Source organism: Halodesulfovibrio marinisediminis DSM 17456 (assembly GCF_900129975.1).
In the GTDB taxonomy this organism is placed as follows: domain Bacteria; phylum Desulfobacterota; class Desulfovibrionia; order Desulfovibrionales; family Desulfovibrionaceae; genus Halodesulfovibrio; species Halodesulfovibrio marinisediminis.
Map to the genome: position 1 here is coordinate 566,740 of NZ_FSRG01000003.1, position 18,781 is coordinate 585,520.

17 protein-coding genes and 2 tRNA genes are annotated in these 18,781 nt (G+C 44.1%); 13 read left to right on the plus strand and 6 right to left on the minus strand.

The annotated features are described in order from the left end of the window. Window positions 1-14: 14 nt before the first annotated feature. The 5 genes from BUR09_RS02760 to BUR09_RS02775 all read left to right on the plus strand — a co-directional run bounded on the left by BUR09_RS02760 (window position 15) and on the right by BUR09_RS02775 (window position 2,558). A complete protein-coding gene (locus BUR09_RS02760) occupies window positions 15-503 on the plus strand; it encodes a hypothetical protein (RefSeq protein ID WP_074215413.1) in 489 nt (162 codons plus the stop codon). Between the two features lie 30 nt (window positions 504-533). After that, window positions 534-701: a hypothetical protein gene (locus BUR09_RS16785; RefSeq protein ID WP_175565974.1), complete on the plus strand. Its 168-nt coding sequence runs from the start codon at window positions 534-536 to the stop codon at window positions 699-701. A gap of 32 nt (window positions 702-733) precedes the next feature. After that, on the plus strand, window positions 734-1,042 hold the full coding sequence (locus BUR09_RS02765; protein WP_074215414.1) for a hypothetical protein: 309 nt from the start codon (window positions 734-736) through the stop codon (window positions 1,040-1,042). 24 nt (window positions 1,043-1,066) lie between these two features. Beyond that, the gene (locus BUR09_RS02770; RefSeq protein WP_074215415.1) at window positions 1,067-2,134 is read left to right on the plus strand and encodes a sulfite exporter TauE/SafE family protein; all 1,068 of its coding nucleotides are present in this window, start codon (window positions 1,067-1,069) and stop codon (window positions 2,132-2,134) included. Between the two features lie 76 nt (window positions 2,135-2,210). Further along, complete coding sequence (locus tag BUR09_RS02775; protein WP_074215416.1) at window positions 2,211-2,558, plus strand: hypothetical protein; 348 nt, start codon at window positions 2,211-2,213, stop codon at window positions 2,556-2,558. Window positions 2,559-2,819: 261 nt separating this feature from the next. Here BUR09_RS02775 and BUR09_RS02780 read toward each other — a convergent pair whose 3' ends face one another. From BUR09_RS02780 to BUR09_RS02790, 3 genes are all read right to left on the minus strand, one after another. Continuing rightward, a complete protein-coding gene (locus BUR09_RS02780; protein ID WP_074215417.1) occupies window positions 2,820-3,329 on the minus strand; it encodes a DsrE family protein in 510 nt (169 codons plus the stop codon). Window positions 3,330-3,354: 25 nt separating this feature from the next. Beyond that, window positions 3,355-3,945 (minus strand): TetR/AcrR family transcriptional regulator, encoded by a 591-nt coding sequence (locus BUR09_RS02785; protein ID WP_074215418.1) that lies wholly within the window; start codon window positions 3,943-3,945, stop codon window positions 3,355-3,357. 374 nt (window positions 3,946-4,319) lie between these two features. Then, a complete protein-coding gene (locus BUR09_RS02790) occupies window positions 4,320-4,841 on the minus strand; it encodes a type 1 glutamine amidotransferase domain-containing protein (RefSeq protein ID WP_074215419.1) in 522 nt (173 codons plus the stop codon). A 706-nt stretch (window positions 4,842-5,547) separates the two neighbouring features. Here BUR09_RS02790 and BUR09_RS02795 point away from each other — a divergent pair. The 5 genes from BUR09_RS02795 to BUR09_RS02815 all read left to right on the plus strand — a co-directional run bounded on the left by BUR09_RS02795 (window position 5,548) and on the right by BUR09_RS02815 (window position 14,567). Further along, complete coding sequence (locus BUR09_RS02795) at window positions 5,548-6,879, plus strand: TolC family protein (RefSeq protein ID WP_074215420.1); 1,332 nt, start codon at window positions 5,548-5,550, stop codon at window positions 6,877-6,879. A gap of 23 nt (window positions 6,880-6,902) precedes the next feature. Beyond that, entirely contained in the window at window positions 6,903-7,163 is a 261-nt protein-coding gene (locus BUR09_RS02800) for a TA0938 family protein (protein WP_074215421.1), read from the plus strand. A gap of 62 nt (window positions 7,164-7,225) precedes the next feature. After that, complete coding sequence (locus tag BUR09_RS02805) at window positions 7,226-9,400, plus strand: efflux RND transporter periplasmic adaptor subunit (protein ID WP_074215422.1); 2,175 nt, start codon at window positions 7,226-7,228, stop codon at window positions 9,398-9,400. Window positions 9,401-9,419: 19 nt separating this feature from the next. After that, window positions 9,420-13,367: an efflux RND transporter permease subunit gene (locus BUR09_RS02810; RefSeq protein WP_084539331.1), complete on the plus strand. Its 3,948-nt coding sequence runs from the start codon at window positions 9,420-9,422 to the stop codon at window positions 13,365-13,367. Window positions 13,368-13,580: 213 nt separating this feature from the next. Further along, window positions 13,581-14,567: an MBL fold metallo-hydrolase gene (locus BUR09_RS02815; protein ID WP_074215423.1), complete on the plus strand. Its 987-nt coding sequence runs from the start codon at window positions 13,581-13,583 to the stop codon at window positions 14,565-14,567. A gap of 401 nt (window positions 14,568-14,968) precedes the next feature. On the opposite strand, the gene BUR09_RS02820 is transcribed toward BUR09_RS02815, so the two are convergent. The 3 genes from BUR09_RS02820 to BUR09_RS02830 all read right to left on the minus strand — a co-directional run bounded on the left by BUR09_RS02820 (window position 14,969) and on the right by BUR09_RS02830 (window position 16,080). Beyond that, window positions 14,969-15,045 (minus strand) — tRNA-Met (locus BUR09_RS02820). Between the two features lie 44 nt (window positions 15,046-15,089). Then, window positions 15,090-15,166: transfer RNA gene (locus BUR09_RS02825), tRNA-Met, on the minus strand. Window positions 15,167-15,270: 104 nt separating this feature from the next. Beyond that, window positions 15,271-16,080, minus strand: coding sequence for an undecaprenyl-diphosphate phosphatase (locus BUR09_RS02830; protein ID WP_074215424.1), 810 nt, complete (start codon window positions 16,078-16,080; stop codon window positions 15,271-15,273). A gap of 156 nt (window positions 16,081-16,236) precedes the next feature. Here BUR09_RS02830 and BUR09_RS02835 point away from each other — a divergent pair, with 156 nt between their 5' ends. Genes BUR09_RS02835 through BUR09_RS02845 form a run of 3 tightly spaced genes read left to right on the plus strand, consistent with a single transcriptional unit; the run spans window position 16,237 to window position 18,753 of the window. Further along, window positions 16,237-16,422, plus strand: coding sequence for a hypothetical protein (locus tag BUR09_RS02835; protein ID WP_074215425.1), 186 nt, complete (start codon window positions 16,237-16,239; stop codon window positions 16,420-16,422). A gap of 27 nt (window positions 16,423-16,449) precedes the next feature. Continuing rightward, on the plus strand, window positions 16,450-17,637 hold the full coding sequence (locus BUR09_RS02840) for an LptF/LptG family permease (RefSeq protein ID WP_139296723.1): 1,188 nt from the start codon (window positions 16,450-16,452) through the stop codon (window positions 17,635-17,637). Beyond that, a complete protein-coding gene (locus tag BUR09_RS02845; RefSeq protein ID WP_074215426.1) occupies window positions 17,638-18,753 on the plus strand; it encodes an LptF/LptG family permease in 1,116 nt (371 codons plus the stop codon). Window positions 18,754-18,781 lie beyond the last annotated feature (28 nt).

The following is an 18,781-nucleotide window of genomic DNA, read 5'->3' on the forward strand; positions in this document are numbered from 1 at the left end:
TTGCAGGAATTAATATGAATATACTGGATATGTTGGGAACCATCTCCACAGCTGCAACCTTTGCACAGGCTGGGGATGTAGATACCGCGCTACACATCATGAGTCAGGGCAAATCTGAAAAGAAAATCGTAGTTGCCTACGAAAGCGCGGAAAAAGAACGGGAAGCAATTCGTGCAGCAATACCGCTTGCAGAAAGACTTAATAGCTCCCTGCTTTTCGCAAGAATTGTGCACTTACCCGCAGGTAGTGCATTAAAGAAAAATTTGATTGAGGGATCTCAATCATCCTTCAAACAAGCATTTCATGAGGAGGTCGAAAAAATAAACATTCCGGCAGAGACCATGAACGTGAAACACATTGTTACGTCAGATGAGTTTTATTCAGCAGTTAACGGCATCTGTCGGGAACTGAAAGAATTGCAGTTCGCAATTCTCCAACCTAACTCAATAAAGTCATCACAATTACACATTGGAGTTCCGTTCTATTTTCTGTCGCAAGCTTAGCCCTGAAAGCAGTGGCTAAAGGAGTAGGTCATGAGCTTATTCGACAGATTGGAAAAACTATTCATGGCTGTGGCATTTGCTGAAGGCGGAGATAAGCGCACCGCCCAATTTTGGGTCAAACATCGTGGTACTGCAGGAAAACAGAAGCGTTGGCAGGCGACTGATAATTCCCGCAAAAGACCCCAGATTCGTATGTAGTCACAGATGAAGTAAAGAGGAGGAAGTAAGGAATGGATACCACCCAGAATAGAAAGAAAAAAGCAGCAGTTAGTGCAGTGTTGTTCGGCGCAGCAAGTATTGGGCTGTACACCGCTGTATATATGTTTGCAAACCCTATGGTGCAGTTGTTCTCTAAAGGCGGCGCATACTGTCTGCTGCCTGTTTCCACTGTTTTCTTGTTTTCATACGTTCATGGCAACTTTGCCAGTAACGTATGGACAGCCCTTGGCATTGAAGCTTCTTCATCAGCACAGAAACAGGACAAAGCAAGTGCTACTAAGCGTCAGGATACACGTCCTCGTGCGACCTTACAGGCTTAATCAAGATTACTTAGGAGATATCACATGCATGACGTGTTATTAGATGGTGCCCGTTTTGTTGACCTGTCTATGACAGGGGTACTTTTCATGTTCTTTGTTGGGTTTGTAGGCGGCCTTGTGAGCGGTTTTATCGGCTCCGGCGGTGCTTTTGTTCTGACACCGGGTATGATGAGTCTTGGTGTTCCTGGACCTGTGGCTGTGGCAAGTAACATGTGCCACAAGTTTCCTAAGGCTCTTGTAGGCGCACTTAAGCGTTATAAGTATGGTCAGGTGGACATCAAAATGGGACTCATTGTTGGTGTATCCGCTGAAGTCGGTGTTCAGATAGGTATTCAAATTCAGAAGTTTATCCTAGAACAATGGGGACAGGCTGGTTCCAACCTCTACGTTTCTCTGGCATTTGTATTTGTTCTGGTAACTGTAGGCGGCTTTGTTATGAAAGATGCTGTTTCTACAAAGCGTAACGGCGGCGAAGAACAGGTTACCAACATTGCCAAAAAGCTTCAGTCTATCAATCTGTGGCCAATGGTGAACTTTAAGGCAAGTAACATTCGAATTTCTTTCTGGTTCACAGCTCCTGTTGGCTTTGCCGCTGGTCTGCTTGCAGCAACTATCGCTGTTGGCGGTTTCGCCGGTGTTCCGGGTATGATCTACCTTATTGGCATGTCCAGTCTTATGGCTTCTGCAACTGAGCTTGTAGTTGCATTCGTAATGGGGCTTGGCGGCACTCTTATTTGGGCATTCTACGGAATGGTTGATATTCGCCTTACACTCATCATTCTTGCAGGCTCTCTTTTTGGTGTGCAACTTGGCGCTATCGGCACTACCTACGTAAAAGATTACGTAATCAAATACGTAATGGCTACCATCATGCTCATCGTAGCATTCAGCCGCGGTCTGGCTATTCCGAAATATCTCCAGCAGCTTAACACCATCAATTGGGATGCTTCCCTTATTTCCAGCATGAGTAAAGCCAGTTTTGGGCTCATGTGCTTTGCCCTTGGGGTCGGTGCTTTCATTATCCTGAAAGCAATGGTTGTTGGGCGCCGTAAAGAACGCAAAATGCAACAAGCTGCTCAAGCAGTACAATAAATGAACCAGGGGGCATCATAGTAGCCTTTGATGCCCTCTGATTTCCCATAAGAAACGATTAACAAAAGGGTATCCTATGGAAAAAAACATCAATGTGATTGCCCAATCTCAGTGTCTTTCAAGTGAGTTGCACGAAGAATTCTCCCCGCAACCTGTGGTAAACTATCAATTTGTGCTTTCATCCACAGGCGGACTCATAAACCCGAATCTGCTTGTGTGCGATACAGACGAGTTTACCGTGGGAGATCTTCTGAGCAGCAAAGAAGGAAAAGAAAAGTTTGTGGTAATGGACATTGATACAGGTAGTGCTCTTATCACCCTTGAATATGCAAAAAATGCATATGTAAAAATATTGTTTCTGTTGGTGCTTCTTATAGGATGCTGGTTTCCGGTCTCATATATTTTTGAAAGAATTTTCAGTTAATCGCATACAGTGCGTTCCGTATTATCGCAGTGCTTCTGCGATGGCTCCGCCTTTTTGGGAAGGGCGGAGCCTTTTCTTTACACTGACTTTCAGTCCATTTCTTAGCTAATATTTTAAATTGGATGTTGAAAAAGCTCTAACGATTAATCGCTAGAGCTTTTTTTATGCTTATCTACCGCTTTGTTCTCAAGAAATCGAAACGTTGGGTTTAACTAGCGTAAGGTGTGGGTTTGTATTTTCTTACAACATCAAACGGTTGTTCTAGAAAATTGGTACAAGTCCATAACCTTTAGCTTGATATCCAATAAGTGAGGTAAATCCGTTTCCGACTAGGCTAAGTCCCGGAAGCAGCTTTTCGTTCGGCACTTTGAAAAAGTTTGTTGCAATAACACATACTTCTTGTCGTACGCCAAGTTCTTTAAGCGCTTTAACCGAAGAAGCAATGGACTGTAGTACTGGTTTAATCTCCTTAGCTTCTTCAGCAGGTTCAGTGGTAAGGAAACGTACCGTCGCGCCAACAAATACAAGAATAAAATCTGGCTTAACACCTTGAGCAGCCATGCTCTGGTGGGTTGATTTAATTATTTCAAGGTAAAGAGCTGTTTTTTGGGGATTATCCAAGCTTATTAAATATACCCCTTTCCCTTCTTTAATTCCTGACAGGGCAACTGAGTCGTTGATCTCGGCTGCATTAGCGTTAGTACCGAGAGCTAGAAAAATTAGCATGAGTAAAGTGGAAAGATATTTTTGTACGAGGGGAAGTGATTTCATTTTATGATCTCCAGTTGTGTGCATATTATTTAGAGTCTAGGAATAGAAACAATTTTAGATTGTTGAATGATTCGCTAAGTGCTCGATTATTTTTGTTAAGCCTGTCTAGCATGATTGCCCCTTCAGTCACGGCAACCATGTGTCGTGCTAAGCTATCTGCACTAATGTCGTTGCGAACAATTCCGGCCAGCTGGGCTTCTTCAACCACATTACGCAGACGGATAATCCAGTCTTCAAAGACTGCTGCAACAAATGATGCAAATCGTTCGTCAGTATCCCCCATCTCCAAAGCTGTGTTGCCGAATATGCAGCCACCAACAAGCCCTTTTTCTTGTTGCCAGTTTAATAAAGACGAAAAGTAACGATTGAGGGCTTCTTGTGGATTCGGGCTAGATAGGGCGTTATCTAAAAAGCTAGAAAGTTCAATACGGGCACGTTCGAGAGCTGCAAGAGCGATCTCATTCTTGTTTGCAAAATGAAAGTAAAGCGCTCCCTTTTTTAAGTTGGTTGCTGCGAGAATATCACTGAGACTAGTTGTCTGAAATCCTTGTTTTTGAAAAAGTCGAGCAGCTTCAACAAGAATACGCTCTCTAGTTTGGTCTCCCTTCCGTGTCATATTTACCTCCAAAAAATACCGACCGGTCGGTTTTTTTAAAAGGTAGAGCCTCTCGTTTTTTTTGTCAATAAAAATGCACGGGCTCAGTGGTAGAAGACGATGATGGCTCTTTGGGGCTTAGCTTAACTACGATGGAATAAGGGGGGAGTTTACGTTGAGTAATAATGGGATGACGAGCAATGGAGACAATTGCAATGAAGGGTAAGTAGAGGCAACGGAAACAACAAAGCCACTAGTTGTTTCCGTTGCCTAAATTATACGTAAGTGGAAGAGCTTATGAGTAAAAAAAGACGTTTTGTCTGACTGCAACACTTAATCTTAACTTGTTGGAGTTATACCAAAATTAAGTGTTAAGACACAGGGAGAACGTATATTTACTTCGTTGCCTCTTCGATAATGGCGCGACAGAAAGCTGGCAGATCATCCGGTTTGCGGGAGGAAATCTGGTTTCGGTCTACAACGACTTCTTCGTTTACCCATTTAGCTCCTGCGTTCATTAGGTCGTCTTTAATTCCAGGTGTAGAGGTGCAGGTAAAGCCTTTCATGATTCCTGCGGAGATCGGAATCCAGCCACCGTGGCAGATATGAGCAACAATTTTACCAGCTTCGAAAATCTCACGGGTGAGTTCAAGAACTTTAGGATCACGTCTGAGCTGGTCAGGAGCAAAACCGCCTGCAACAACAAGAAGATCGAAATCAGTCGCCTGCTGATCTGTGATAGCAGCTGTAGACTTGAATGGATAACCGTTTTTACCTTTGTAGACGGTGTCAGCCTCAGGACCTGCTACTACGACTTCCGCACCTTCTTCAATCAGGCGATAGTATGGATACAGAAGCTCCATGTCTTCGAAAATATTATCTACAAACATCAAGACGCGTTGACCTTTCATTTTCATGGGAACCTCCGTTGGTTCAGTATCAAGTTTTACAAGGTGAAGACAGTTGTGCACTGCTGTTGAGTTGAAAATCTCTCCCTCGTCTGCTGTGAAAAGTGAGGGAGCATGTCTGTACACATCATTATTTTGATGAACAGTGTAGATTGCCGCATGGTGCGGATAGAAACGAAGAGCCCCTGTTACAGATTTGTGGTTGTCTAGTAAAGCTGCAGGAGGGGTACAACCAAAATACTTATGTAAACCAAGATGGGGGACGGTTTAATTTCGGTTTCGCGCTGCATGATGAACTTCAATGCATTTGACCGTTAATCTATTGATAACGATAGGTCTTTTAAAAAATACATTGTGACACTATGAAAAGCTGAAAATGCTTTTGAGGCAATGAGCAGATATATTTGGTAAAATCCATGTCATTGTATGTAGGTTACAACTGTCAAATAATTATACACATGCAGTTTTTTCAAATGGCTGTGTGTATGTTTTTTTAACAGTATTCTTGAAGGAGAGCTCAGAAACTGTTCATTGGGATTTATACCTGACTAAAATAGTAAGGATTAGTTGAAGTGGTCTCGTTCTTGCTGAGTTTATTATGAGGAATGGATTAGCTGTATAGTTATTAAACAGTTGCATAGAATATAATAACTACATCTTACTTGCTTGATTATATAAGGTTTATTTCTATGTGTTTTAAATTAAGTGAGGAAATATGGTTTTACGATTCTTTTTCGCAGTAGGACTCTTGCTGTTTGCCGTAGGCGATTTATATGCAGTAGACGAACAAGCTGATCCCCTTCCTTCTTATTTAAAAATAGCAGCTGAAAATAATGGGGAGTTGCAGGCAGCGTTCAGCAAGTGGAAGGCTGCTCTTCAAAAAGCACCACAGGTTTCTACACTGCCGGACCCTCAATTGAGTTTTGGTGTCTACATCGTTCCGGTTGAAACACGTGTTGGTCCACAAAGAATGAGTTATGGACTCACTCAGAAATTCCCATGGCTTGGTAAGTTAGGTGCTAAAGAAAAGGTAGCGCTACGTGAAGCAGATGTGCTGAAAGCCAGAACAGACAGCATTAAAACTAGAATTTTCCGTGACGTTAAGGTGGGATATTACGAATTGCTGTATTTGCAACGCGCTATCCAGCTGACAGGCGAGCAGATTGAACTGTTAGAATTTATGGAAGCTACTAATCGTGCCCGATACTCTGCTGGAAATGCACCTTACGCAGATGTGCTACGAACCCAAGTTGAACTTGATTCTACCCGAAACAGAAAAGCGTCCTTGAAAGATATGTTTGTCCCGCTTCAGGCGCGGTTAAATGCAGCCATGGGACGGGATATTGAGGAACCCGTACATCTTTCTGATGTTGTTGAATTAGAGTTAGGGGTTGAAGGGCAGGAGCTCAAAACACTTCTTGCAAATACTAATCCCGAGTTACTTAGTTTTGATCAGCAATTAGCCAGTGCAGATGCTCAAATTACGTTGGCTGAGAAGAATTATTATCCAGACCTCACTTTCGGGATCAAATCAATTTACACAGACAAGGCCCGTTCAGGAGATCCAAGTCAGAATGGGGATGATCCGGTTATTGCGAGTGTGAGTTTGAACATACCGATCTGGCAGGACAGCAGAGATGCCGCTGTAGAAGAAGGCAGAGAGAAAAGACTGGTTGCCATTAAAGCAAAGAAAGGACGTAAAGACACGTTGCTGGCAGACTTGGAACTGACCTTGTACCGTTATCGTGACGCAGTTCGTCAGATTGTCTTGTATGATGAAAGCTTGATTCCAAAAGCAGAACAGTCTGTGGAAGTTAGTTTGGAAGCGTATCAGAGCGGCGAAGTAGACCTGCAACAGGTTATCGCGGCAGAAAAAACATATTTTGAGCTGCACATAGCTCAAGCGCGTGCCCTGACAGATCAGGCACAGCGTATTGCACAACTAGAACAACTGGTAGGTAAGGAGTTGCCTGTTATGCAGAAAAGCACAACAAAGCTAACAGGATTATCCTTACTCCAAACCGAACTCAATGTAACAATTGAGTAGCACAAAGATGTTAGGAGATGAGAATGAAGTCACTTTTAAGAATTGCTGTGTTGGCATTTGCTGTTATCACTTTTGCTATGCCGGGCACTGCTGCATTTGCTGGCACACCACAGACCAAGTGTCCTGTAATGGGTAACGATATCAATAAGGACCTGTATGCAGATCACAACGGAAAGCGAGTATACTTCTGCTGTCAGATGTGCTTGCCGAAGTTTAAAAAGAATCCAAAAGTTTTCATTAAAAAGCTTGAAAGCCAAGGTGTAGAGTTAGAAGTCGTTAAATAACTGATTCATACGCGCTCTCAGGGCGGTACCTGAGAGCGCGTATGAGTTTCTGGAGATGTGAGATGCAGTTACCTCGTGGTATAGGTAAAATTGTTTTTGGTGCCGCTGCGATTGCGTTAGCAGGCGGAATATGGGCATCTGGCCTTCTGGTGTCTACAGATGATGACACAACAAAAGTTGCTCAGATAGAAACTGCAAAGCAAATCTCTGATGAAGGGCAGGCGGAAGGCAAGGTTGTATGGACATGCTCCATGCATCCACAAATACAATTACCTCAACCAGGTAAGTGCCCGCTGTGTTTCATGGACTTAATTAAGCTGGAAATTGACGCAAACACAGCTGCTACTGAGAGCTATCGTCAGATTGAACTTGATACGAATGCCCGAAAGCTTGCAGAAGTTGAAGTAACTCCAGTTACCCGCAAATCAGTTACAGCTGGTCGACGCATGGTCGGTAAAGTTGATTACGATGAATCCCGTGTGGAAACGATCAGCGCGTGGACAGCCGGACGTATCGACCGGTTGCTTATTGCCAAGACAGGCAGTGTGGTCCGTAAAGGACAGCCAATGGCTGTTATCTACAGTCCTGAACTGTACTCAGCACAGGCAGAGCTGATTCAGGCAACTGCCGCCAAGGTTAAACTTTCTTCACAAAGTTCCTCTCTTATTAGAAAATCAGTAGAAAACAATATTTCGGCTGCAAAAGAAAAGTTGCGTCTTCTGGGGTTGTCAGAAGGACAGATTGCGGCCATAGCCAACCAAAAAACACCATCCAAAAACCTTACTGTATACGCACCGCAGGCTGGCATTGTTATTCGCAAAGACGTGGTAGAGGGCGCGTATGTAAAAGCAGGACAACCTCTGTACTCCATCGCAGACCTTTCTGCGGTGTGGGTTGTACTGGATGCCTACGAAACTGACTTACCGTGGATTAAAGAGGGCGATGATGCCGTTTTTACAGCTGAAGCCTTTCCGGGGGAACAGTTTACCGGACGTATCGTATACATTGATCCGACTGTTAATCAGAAAACCCGCACCGTTGCTGTGCGGATAGAGGTCGCGAACACGCAGGGCAAATTGAAGCCCGGTATGTTTGTACAGGCACTACAGAGGAAAGCTGTTTCTGGCGATGAAGCTCCGCTTGTGATTCCGACATCAGCTCCGTTGATAACGGGGAAACGTGCAATTGTGTATGTTCAGAATCCTGAAAAGGAAGGTGTGTACGTAGGGCGTGAGATTGTTTTAGGTGCTAAGACAAATAATACCTACGTTGTGAAAAGCGGGCTTGAAGAGGGCGAGCTTGTTGTAAGTAAAGGAGCGTTCAAGCTTGATAGCGCCCTCCAGATCAAGGCTAAGCCGAGTATGATGAGTGATACGGAAGGGGTACACATGTCTTCTGGTCATGATGCGCATGAAGGACACAGTTCAGACCATCTTGGTGCTCCATCAATTCTGGTTTCCAAACTGTACTTTATGAATAAAGATTTTGAGGCGTTGCAGAGCGCGTTACAGCAAAGGGACAATGCACGCGCACAGGCTTTGTTTGCAAAAATTGGTAAGAAGTTGAGTTCCATAGAAACATGGATGCTTGAAGGTGAAGCTATGCTTGCATGGAAAGAACATGGAATGCTGCTTGCCAATGACTGCGTTTTGGGTGCTGAAGCAGAGACATTCAAGCGCCAGCATGAACTGTTTGCGCTTGCTCATGCCCATTACACAGCTCTTAAGAGGGCTTTTGGCGTTCAGGATGCAGCAAAATCGCTTACGCCTTCTCTTAAGGCTCCTGAAAAATTTAAGATACAAATCTGCTCTGCTTTGATTGCATATACTGAAGTGGCTGAAGCACTGAGTCAGGATAATGCGGAAGGAGCTCGTGTCGCTTTAAAAGGGTTTTCAGCAGCTTTGAACTCAGTTTCTGATGCAGGTTTATCAGAAAAAGCATCGAAGTTTTGGGCTGATAAAAAACGTCTGATGACAAGCGGAATTGCTGAAATGCGTAACGCGTCAGATATTGAAGGCATCCGCAAGGGATTCTTTACCATATCTAACGGCCTGTTGGACGTAGCAAAGAAAATGGGAATTTCTTTGAGTGGTGATGTGTACGAGATGCATTGCCCGATGGCCTTTGATAACAAAGGGGCGACTTGGTTACAGCAGGATGAAAGCATTCGAAATCCATATTTTGGGTCGAAAATGTTTAATTGTGGCGAAGTGAAAAAGCAGCTTGCTGTAGACTAAGGGGACATCTGTGGCTGATATGGAAAATAAACCAGAGAAAACTGTTACTCCTCCTGAGTGTGCTCCTGCATCTGGTACTGACTCTGGATGTGATGTTGTCCCACGTACTCTAACTGAAAAACTTATCTACTTCTGCTTAAAGCGTAAGCTCGTTGTTATTCTCCTGACCGTTCTTATGATCGGTTGGGGGGCTATGGTTGCGCCGTTTGACTGGGATCTTGGTGGCATTCCACGTGATCCGGTTCCCGTAGATGCTATTCCGGATATCGGAGAGAATCAGCAGATCGTCTTTACAGCATGGGCAGGGCGTTCCCCGCAGGACATGGAAGATCAGGTTACGTATCCACTTACGGTCTCCTTATTGGGTATACCGGGTGTTAAGACGGTGCGCAGTTACTCCATGTTCGGTTTTTCTACGATATATGTCATTTTTGATGAAGATGTTGAATTTTATTGGTCACGTTCACGTCTGTTAGAAAAATTAAACAGTCTACCTCCGGGTACATTACCGGCGGGAGTGCAGCCGACACTTGGGCCTGATGCGACAGCGCTTGGGCAGGTTTTCTGGTACACGATTGAAGGCCGTGATACACAGGGGAATGCGACAGGGGGCTGGGGGCTTGATGAACTGCGCAGTGTTCAGGACTGGCTTGTGCGCTATGGGCTTCTTTCAGCTGAAGGCGTGTCAGAAGTTGCATCTGTGGGTGGATTCGTAAAAGAATACCAGATTGATGTTAATCCGGATGCAATGCGAGCCTATGGCGTAACGCTGCAGCAGGTTATTAAAGCCGTTAAGCAGTCCAACCTTGATGTTGGAGCTCGTACAATGGAAATTAACAGCGTGGAGTACCTCATCCGCGGTGTTGGTTTTGTAAAGAAGCTGTCCGATCTTGAGAAAGCAGTAATTAAGGTTGTAAATAATACTCCGATTACCGTTAAAGATGTTGCGACTGTTACTCTTGGTCCAGCCACACGGCGTGGTGCTCTGGATAAAAATGGTGCTGAAGTTGTAGGCGGGGTTGTCGTGGTACGTTATGGCGAAAACCCGTTAGCAGTTATCAAAAATCTGAAAGAAAAAATTACGACAATCAGCGCAGGGCTTCCGAGCAAAACTCTTGCAGACGGTACAGTGTCCAAGCTTACCATTGTTCCGTTTTATGACCGAAGCGGGTTGATTCAAGAGACACTGGGGACACTGGATAATGCGCTGTCAGAAGAGATTCTTATCACCATCATCGTTGTACTTATTGCGGTGATGCACTTTAAGAGTTCACTCGTTATTTCGTCATTACTTCCTCTTGCGGTGCTCATGTGTTTTATCGCCATGAGAACGCTCGGCGTTGATGCCAATATAGTTGCTCTTTCCGGTATTGCTATTGCCATCGGTACGATGGTGGATATGGGCATCATTATATGTGAAAATATATTGAAAAAGCTTGAAAAAGCTCCGGTAGGAGCTGATTCATTCAAGCTTGTTTTTGAAGGTGTTGCCGAAGTAGGCAGTGCCGTCATGACTGCCGTTGCAACAACCATTATTAGTTTCCTTCCTGTGTTTGTTATGGATGGGGCGGAAGGCAAGCTCTTTAAGCCACTGGCATACACAAAAACCTTTGCCCTTGGTGCATCCATCTTACTTTCACTGACTGTTCTGCCTATGCTGACGCACTTGTTGTTTAAAACACGCAAGGCATCTCATGCAGGAAAAATGAAGGCATATGCAGTACCAGCTGCACTTGTAGCGTTAGGTGTAGGGCTGAGTGTTATGGTGAAGTGGTGGCTCGGTTTTGTTATCGGGTACATCGGAGTTCGCCGTATACTGCGCACTCATCTGCCTGAAGTTACCAATAGAGTTATTGGATATGCTGAAAACTGGTTTGTCATCATTGCCGTAACAATTGTTCTTTCTCAGCATTGGTTGCCTCTTGGTCCAGAAAAAGGCTTTATGGTTAACCTGTTGTTTGTTGCCGTAACAATTGGCGGGTTGATGGCTTTCTTCTATGGCTTCCAGAAAGCGTATCCTTTCTTGCTACGTAGAGTGTTGGGTCATAAAGGCGTGTTCATGCTTGTGCCGGTAAGCATTTCCATATTCGGCATGGTTATTTGGCTTGGTTTTGGAACATTTACAAGCTGGTTACCGGATTATGTCCGCGCGATAAAGCCTATTGCATCGCTAACTCATGTATTCCCCGGACTTGGTAAAGAGTTCATGCCGCCGCTTGATGAAGGATCGTTCTTGTATATGCCTACAACAATGCCTCATGCTTCTATTGGTGAAGTGCAGGATGTTTTGGCAAAGCAAGATATGGCTATCCAGAAAATTCCTGAGGTACAAAGTGCTGTGGGTAAGCTTGGAAGGGCGGAAACTCCGCTTGATCCAGCTCCGGTTTCTATGATCGAGACTGTTATCAACTACAAGCCGGAGTTCCTGCTTGATGCAAGCGGCAGACGCATGCGTTTTAAGTTTGATGCCTCGAAGAAAGATTACATGCGGTCTGTGGATAACAAGCTGCTTCCGGCGGATGATGGGTATCCGTATCTAGTTCAAGGATATTACGAGCGAGATGCAGCAGGCAGGCTTATTCCCGATCCTGATGGCAGGCCTTTCAGGATATGGCGTATGACACTTGATCCGGAGATTAACCCTGATCGCGAGCCGTGGGGTGGGATACGATCTTCAAATGATATTTGGGATGAAATTATCAAAGCTGCGGATATGCCCGGTGTGACAAGCGCTCCAAAACTTCAGCCAATTGCTGCGCGAATTGTAATGCTTCAATCAGGCATGCGTGCGCCTATGGGTATTAAAATCAAAGGTCCGTCCTTGCCTGTGATTGAAGAATTCGGTTTGAAGATTGAAAAATACTTAAAGCAGATTCCTTCAATAATGCCTGCGGCAGTTACTGCGGATAGAATCGTAGGGAAGCCATATATCGAGATCATTATCGACCGTGATGCGATTGCCCGTTACGGCATAAGCATTACCAAAGTGCAGGACGTTATCGACAGTGCTGTTGGTGGACGTGTCATTACTACGACTGTTGAGGGGCGTGAGCGCTATCCTGTTCGTGTTCGTTACCAGCGTGAACTGCGAGATTCTATTGAAGGGCTTGAAAACATTCTTGTCGCCTCTGTCACAGGGGAGCAAGTACCGCTGTCGCAATTGGCAGAGATTAAGTATGTTCGAGGACCGCAGGTTATTAAAAGTGAAGATACCTTCCTTATCGGGTACGTTTTGTTTGATAAACAACCCGGCTATGCGGAAGTGGATGTAGTAGAACAGGCTCAATACTTTCTCGACGAGAAGATTGCTAACGGAGAACTAGTTGTTCCTGCAGGTGTTTCATTTGAATTTGCAGGAAGCTATGAAAATCAGATACGAGCGCAGAAGAAGCTCGCTGTTATTTTACCACTGGCCTTGTTGGTCATTGTGATCATTCTCTATTTGCAGTTCAATGCTATTACTACAACCTTAATGGTGTTCTCAGGAATCATAGTGGCTTGGTCGGGCGGCTTTATTATGATCTGGTTGTACGGACAGGATTGGTTCTTGAACTTCTCGGTTATGGGCACGCATATGCGCGACTTGTTCCAAGTTCACCCAATCAACCTTTCAGTTGCCATCTGGGTTGGTTTCCTCGCATTATTCGGCATTGCGTCAGATGACGGTGTAATTATGGCGACGTTCCTTGACGAATCTAAATCCAAAAGCACCCCGAAAGACGTTGAAGCAATCCGTGAATTTGTTGTGGAGGGGGCTAAAAAACGAATTCGACCAGCGTTAATGACGTCCGCGACTACTATCCTTGCTTTACTGCCTATTTTAACATCAACAGGAAAGGGCGCAGATATTATGGTTCCGATGGCGATACCGTCATTTGGTGGTATGTCCATTGCTCTGTTGACAGTGTTTGTTGTGCCAGTTTTGTATTGTTGGGTTGAGGAATTAAAGTTGAAAAGACGGAGCTGAAAATGCTGAACGAATGTCGCGTGAGTGAGACAGGCAGAGTCTTCTCTAGTGGCAATGTCTGGAAGGCTCTTTTAATAAAATGAATAAGCTGCATACCAAAGAGGTTGGTATGCAGCTTTTTTATTAGTTGTTTATACCTTAGCCAACAGTGCAATGTAATATAATAGCTGCTACCAATGTGTAATGTATGGTTGTTACTGTTATGGAGGGAAAATGAACAACAGGATTTATAGAAAAGTAGTAATATGTTTCCTAGTCCTTCTAGTCTGCACTAATGTATCTTACAGTGCGGATTTTGTAATAACATTGGGGACCGGAGTTCCAATTCCTCAACCAAAGAAGCGAGGCTCTGCAACTTTAGTTGTAGTAAATAATCAACCTTACTTATTTGATGCGGGAGTTGGGGTTCAAGATCAATTTATTGCTGCTATGAAGAAGTATCCTGAGTATGCAAGTTTTATCTCTCCAGAACGAGTTCGTCAGGTTTTTTTAACACATCTACACTCTGATCATACGTTAGGTCTGGATGAGATGATATACGGGGTATGGGCTGGGAATGCTCGTTCTGAAAAACTTGATATATATGGGCCAGAACAAACTGATGAATTGGTATCAGGTCTGCATTATGCATTTAGAGCTGATAAAGATTTAAGATTGTATGGTCTTGAGCCTGTTACAGTCGATGGTTGGATGACAAACGTAAAAGTCACTCCTGCTACGGGGCAGGTGTACAAAGATGATAATGTTACAGTCACTGCTTTTCCTGTAAAACATGGTACTTGGCCTGACCCAAGAGGGTATTTGGTCAAAACAGATAAAGGACATCTTATTGTAATTAGCGGTGATAATAGAGAGCCAGAGCTCCTTGTGCCATATGCTAAGGTGGCTGATGTTGTTATCTCAGAAGTTTATACCTTATCAAATTTTGATGATAATTTTCCTAAGGAAAGCGAAGAGACAAAAGAGTTTTGGACAGAGTATTTTAATTCATTTCATACGAGCACAAAGCAGTTAGCAGAAGCTATGAAAAAGGCTAAGCCCAAGTTGTTGGTGACTACTCATCAGATAACTGGCCAAACCACAGGGAAGGTAGCATCTGCCCTTATAACGAAAGAGATGAGACTGTATGGGTATGATGGCCCGCTAATTAATGCCCAAGATTTAACATTGATTGAAATACCTCATAGCAGTCCTAATTAGTTCTTAAGTATGGCTTGATTCGAATAGTAAAAAAAGCTCCATAGATTTAACTATGGAGCTCTTTTGTTAGCGCGTAATGAGCAGTATCTTAACTTACTTGGTGGAACAGATAATTGCGAGCGTAATATTCTGTCAAATTTCGAAATGCGAAATAATGTCCTTGATGCGAAAGTAAAATATCGGCGATCTTGGTCGCCGCCTTGTGTAGATAAGATAGAACACGGATATGAAATTTGTGCTCGAAGCACGCATAAGAGGGCGTCTTGTGCTTTGATCAAAAAGTGGGATCCGAGCAATGAATGGATCACCAGTTTGGATCAGTTTGGAACAGTGCACGAATAGAAGTCCCGAAAGACGAAAAAAGGATCATAGATTTTCATCCATGATCCTAGTCTTCTCTTTGGTAGCGAGGGAGGGAATTGAACCCCCGACACTGCGGATATGAGCCGCATGCTCTAACCAACTGAGCTACCTCGCCATCAATTTTATGCTGCCGTTTTATGAAGTGCTTTTTCAAAAAAGTGGTAGCGAGGGAGGGAATTGAACCCCCGACACTGCGGATATGAGCCGCATGCTCTAACCAACTGAGCTACCTCGCCATCTCTTGTGAATCGCACTTCGTTGCGACGGGAGAGTGTTTAAGGAAATCTCAAACACAATGCAAGCGTTTTTTGAAAAAAAATTATTTTTGAGGCAAAAAAGTCTAAGTCCAGAAAAGGTATACTAGTGGGGCGATAATTAATCGGTACCACGCGAATGGCTTAAACGTCATTTTGCCAACAAGTGTTATGAATGTTTTTACCGCAATTAATGCCGAAATAAATGAGACTACGAATCCTACAGTAAAAAACGGAAGATCGGCAGTGGTGAACAGTTGATAATTTTTGAGTACGTCATAGCCAGTTGCTGCAAACATAATAGGCACGGCCGCTAAAAAAGAATATTCCGCAGCAAGAGTACGGCGTGTTCCGAGAAGCATGCCTCCCATAATGGTTGATGCGGAGCGGGAAAAGCCTGGCCACAATGCGAGACACTGGAAACAGCCGATGCCTAACGCGAGCTTTGGTGTCATGTCATCAAGGCTCTGGTACGTTGTTTCACTGTTTTTATTGTCCGGTGCATATTTTTCGACCCAAAGAATAAAAATAGCACCTACAGCAAGGGCAAAAGAAACTGTTATTGGATTAAACAGATACGTTTTAATGTAGCCACTAAGCAAGAGACCAAGAATACTTGCTGGAAGCGATGTAAGGAAAAGCATCCACAAACCGCGTATGCCGGAGAAAGGAATTTCCGGTGTGTTTTTTAGCAGTCCTAAAAATCTGTTAAGGTAAAGCACAACAACGGCAAGGATGGCGCCAAGCTGGATGAATACCTCAAACACAGCTGCCTTAGGGCCGGTGTAGTCAAGGAGATGGCCGGTGATGATAAGATGACCGGATGAGGAAACCGGCAGAAATTCTGTTAACCCCTCGATAATACCGAGAATCGTTGCGGAAAAAAGTTCTGTCATAAGTATGTCGTATGTGTTTAAAGTTAATGGCAACAACCGCGGAAAAATACCGGATAGTAGAGTTAGTTGCAAGGTGTTGGTTAGTGAGTTAGATTGCCATGTTTTTCCATGTTAAAGAGTCAGGTTGCATTCAACACCAATGCAGGGAGTCAAATTATGACAACTATTATGCCGCAGAGTGAACTGGTAAAAAAAGCTGTCGCGTACATCCAAGAGCGTCGTAAAGAAGGCTCTGAAAGTTTGACTAAACTGTTGGATCAGGCGGGAATGCGTTTTAACCTGAGTCCTAAGGAAGCAGAAATGCTTAAAGATTTTTTTAAACAATCAGAAAGTGACCACTAGGGGGCTGTTCTGTTTAAAGTCAGTTTAGTGCACAGAGAGATTTTTAAGGAACATGTTTCCATTTTCTGTCTGTCTATGTTTTCTTTGGTTTTTCTGATCGTAATCGGAAAGGTTTTGCAGCTTAGAGAGCTGTTTCTTGGACTTGATATCGGGATTCTCGACATGCTCAAGCTGTTCGGGTTCTTGACTCCTGCCCTTCTGATTATGATTATTCCTATAGCAACCATGTTGTCTGTGTTTCTTACGTTCCTGCGAATGAGCTCCGATAGGGAGCTGGTTGCACTTAAGGCGAGCGGTGTCAGCTTGTATCAGCTTCTTCCGGCACCACTGTTATTCGGAACTATTTGTACGCTGCTTACCCTGTGGGTGTCTATGTTCGGCATTGCGTGGGGTATGGATAATTTCCGTACCTCAGTAATGGAGTTGGCAAAAACCCGTGCAAAAGTTGTATTGCAGCCTGGGGTATTTAATAAATCTATTCCCAATTTGATGGTTTATTCACGCAGCTCTAGCCTTGCGACTGGTGAATTGGAACACGTACTTGTTCAGGATACCAGCAAGGATACCAGCAAGGATACCAGTAAGGATACAGGCGGGGTAACTATTGTTGCGCCGACTGGTAAAATTGTTTCTGACACCGCACAGGGTGAGATTCGTTTTGTATTGTACAATGGCAAGATTTACCGTCAGAACGAAGACGAAATCAGCGTGCTCGGATTTAATCAGTACGTAGTGCGCCTATCGTTGTCTCAGCTGGTTAAAGGCGTTCATCTGGGTAAACTTCGTCCATCTGGTATGTCCTATGCTCAGCTTCAAGCTATTAAAAAAGATCCATCTATTGCAGAAAGCGATTCGTTTGTACGTAAGACAGACGTTGAGATTCCTAAGCGATGGGCAATGCCGTTTGCCTGTCTTGTACTTGGGTTGTTTGCAATGCCGCTTGCCTGTGCTTTCGAAGGCATGCGTCAGCAGATGGGCGTTATTATGGCTCTTGGTAACTTTCTTGTTTATTACAGTCTCCTTTCTATCGGTATGAAAAGTGGTGAGAGTGGAAGCGGGCTTCCTCCTGAGATCAGTCTTTGGATTCCTAACGCTCTTTTTGCCGTTTTGGCTATTGCAGGACTCTATTTTACTGCAAAAGAGCGAACTATAAATCTTACGGCGATGTTTACACACTTTATATTTAATCGCCGCAAGAAGTTGGGAGGACGGTAGATGTCACTTTTATCTCGCTACATGCTTAAGCAGAATCTTTTCTTGATGCTGCTTATTCTGGGCATTGGTACTGCCGTTTATTTGATGACAGACCTTTTTGAAAAGCTGGATGACTTCCTCGAGGCAGGACTTGGTTTTTCAACTATTGCTTTGTATTTTATCTGTAAGCTTCCGCTTATTATATCCCAGATTCTGCCTGCGGTATTCTTGCTTTCCTGTACAGTCCAGCTGTGCGTAATGTCCCGTAGCAAAGAGTTAGTAGCGCTGCAGGCTGGCGGTGTTTCCTTTATGTCGCTCGCGCGCTTTATCGTGTACATGGGATTATTTTGGGCTGTTGTTCAGCTTGGTTTTTCCCAGTATCTCGGTGTAATGGGCGATGTGGAATCCCGTCGCATCTGGAGTGAAGAGGTTCGGGGCAAGACAGCTGCTAATGCAATAGTTCATGATATCTGGTTTCTTGAAGATGAATACATTATCAACCTCGGTGTTGCTCATTTGAATGCTGAAACAGCTGAGAATGTTACCGTGATGCGTATTCTTGATGATGGAGACACTATTCAGGAAGTAATTAAAGCAAAGCGTGCCGTCATTCAGCCGGATAGCTGGATGCTACTCTCTGTTGTACGTACAGAACCGGGTAGCTACGTTGTTTCAAACCTTGCTCAGCTGACATTACCGATTCAACAAAAATTAGGCGTATTTAAAACAGTCTCCGCAGATGCCAACTTGAACAGGTTGTCATTATGGGAACTTGGTGGCGCAATCGATAGATTGGAAGCTTCTGGCTCTAACGTAGAAGCATTACGTACCACATATCACCAGAAAATAGCGTATGCAGCTGCGGTGCTGATAATGGGCTTGGTTGCCTTGATGCTCCTTACATGGAAAGACAGCCTCTATATTAACATCTCTGTCGGGCTGATTCTTACGTTTGTGTTTTATGCCCTCTTTACATGGTTCGGCGCTCTTGGAGAACGTGGTTTAGTTAATCCTGTTTTCGGCGCGTGGTTTCCTAATGTCCTATTTGCGGTGATCACACTTGGACGTGTGCTTTGGTATACACGTTCTCGTGTAAAGAAGACGTCCGCCATGACGCTTTCCGGCAGCGCGCAGTAATTCTCCGTTACAGTAATAATATTTGTCA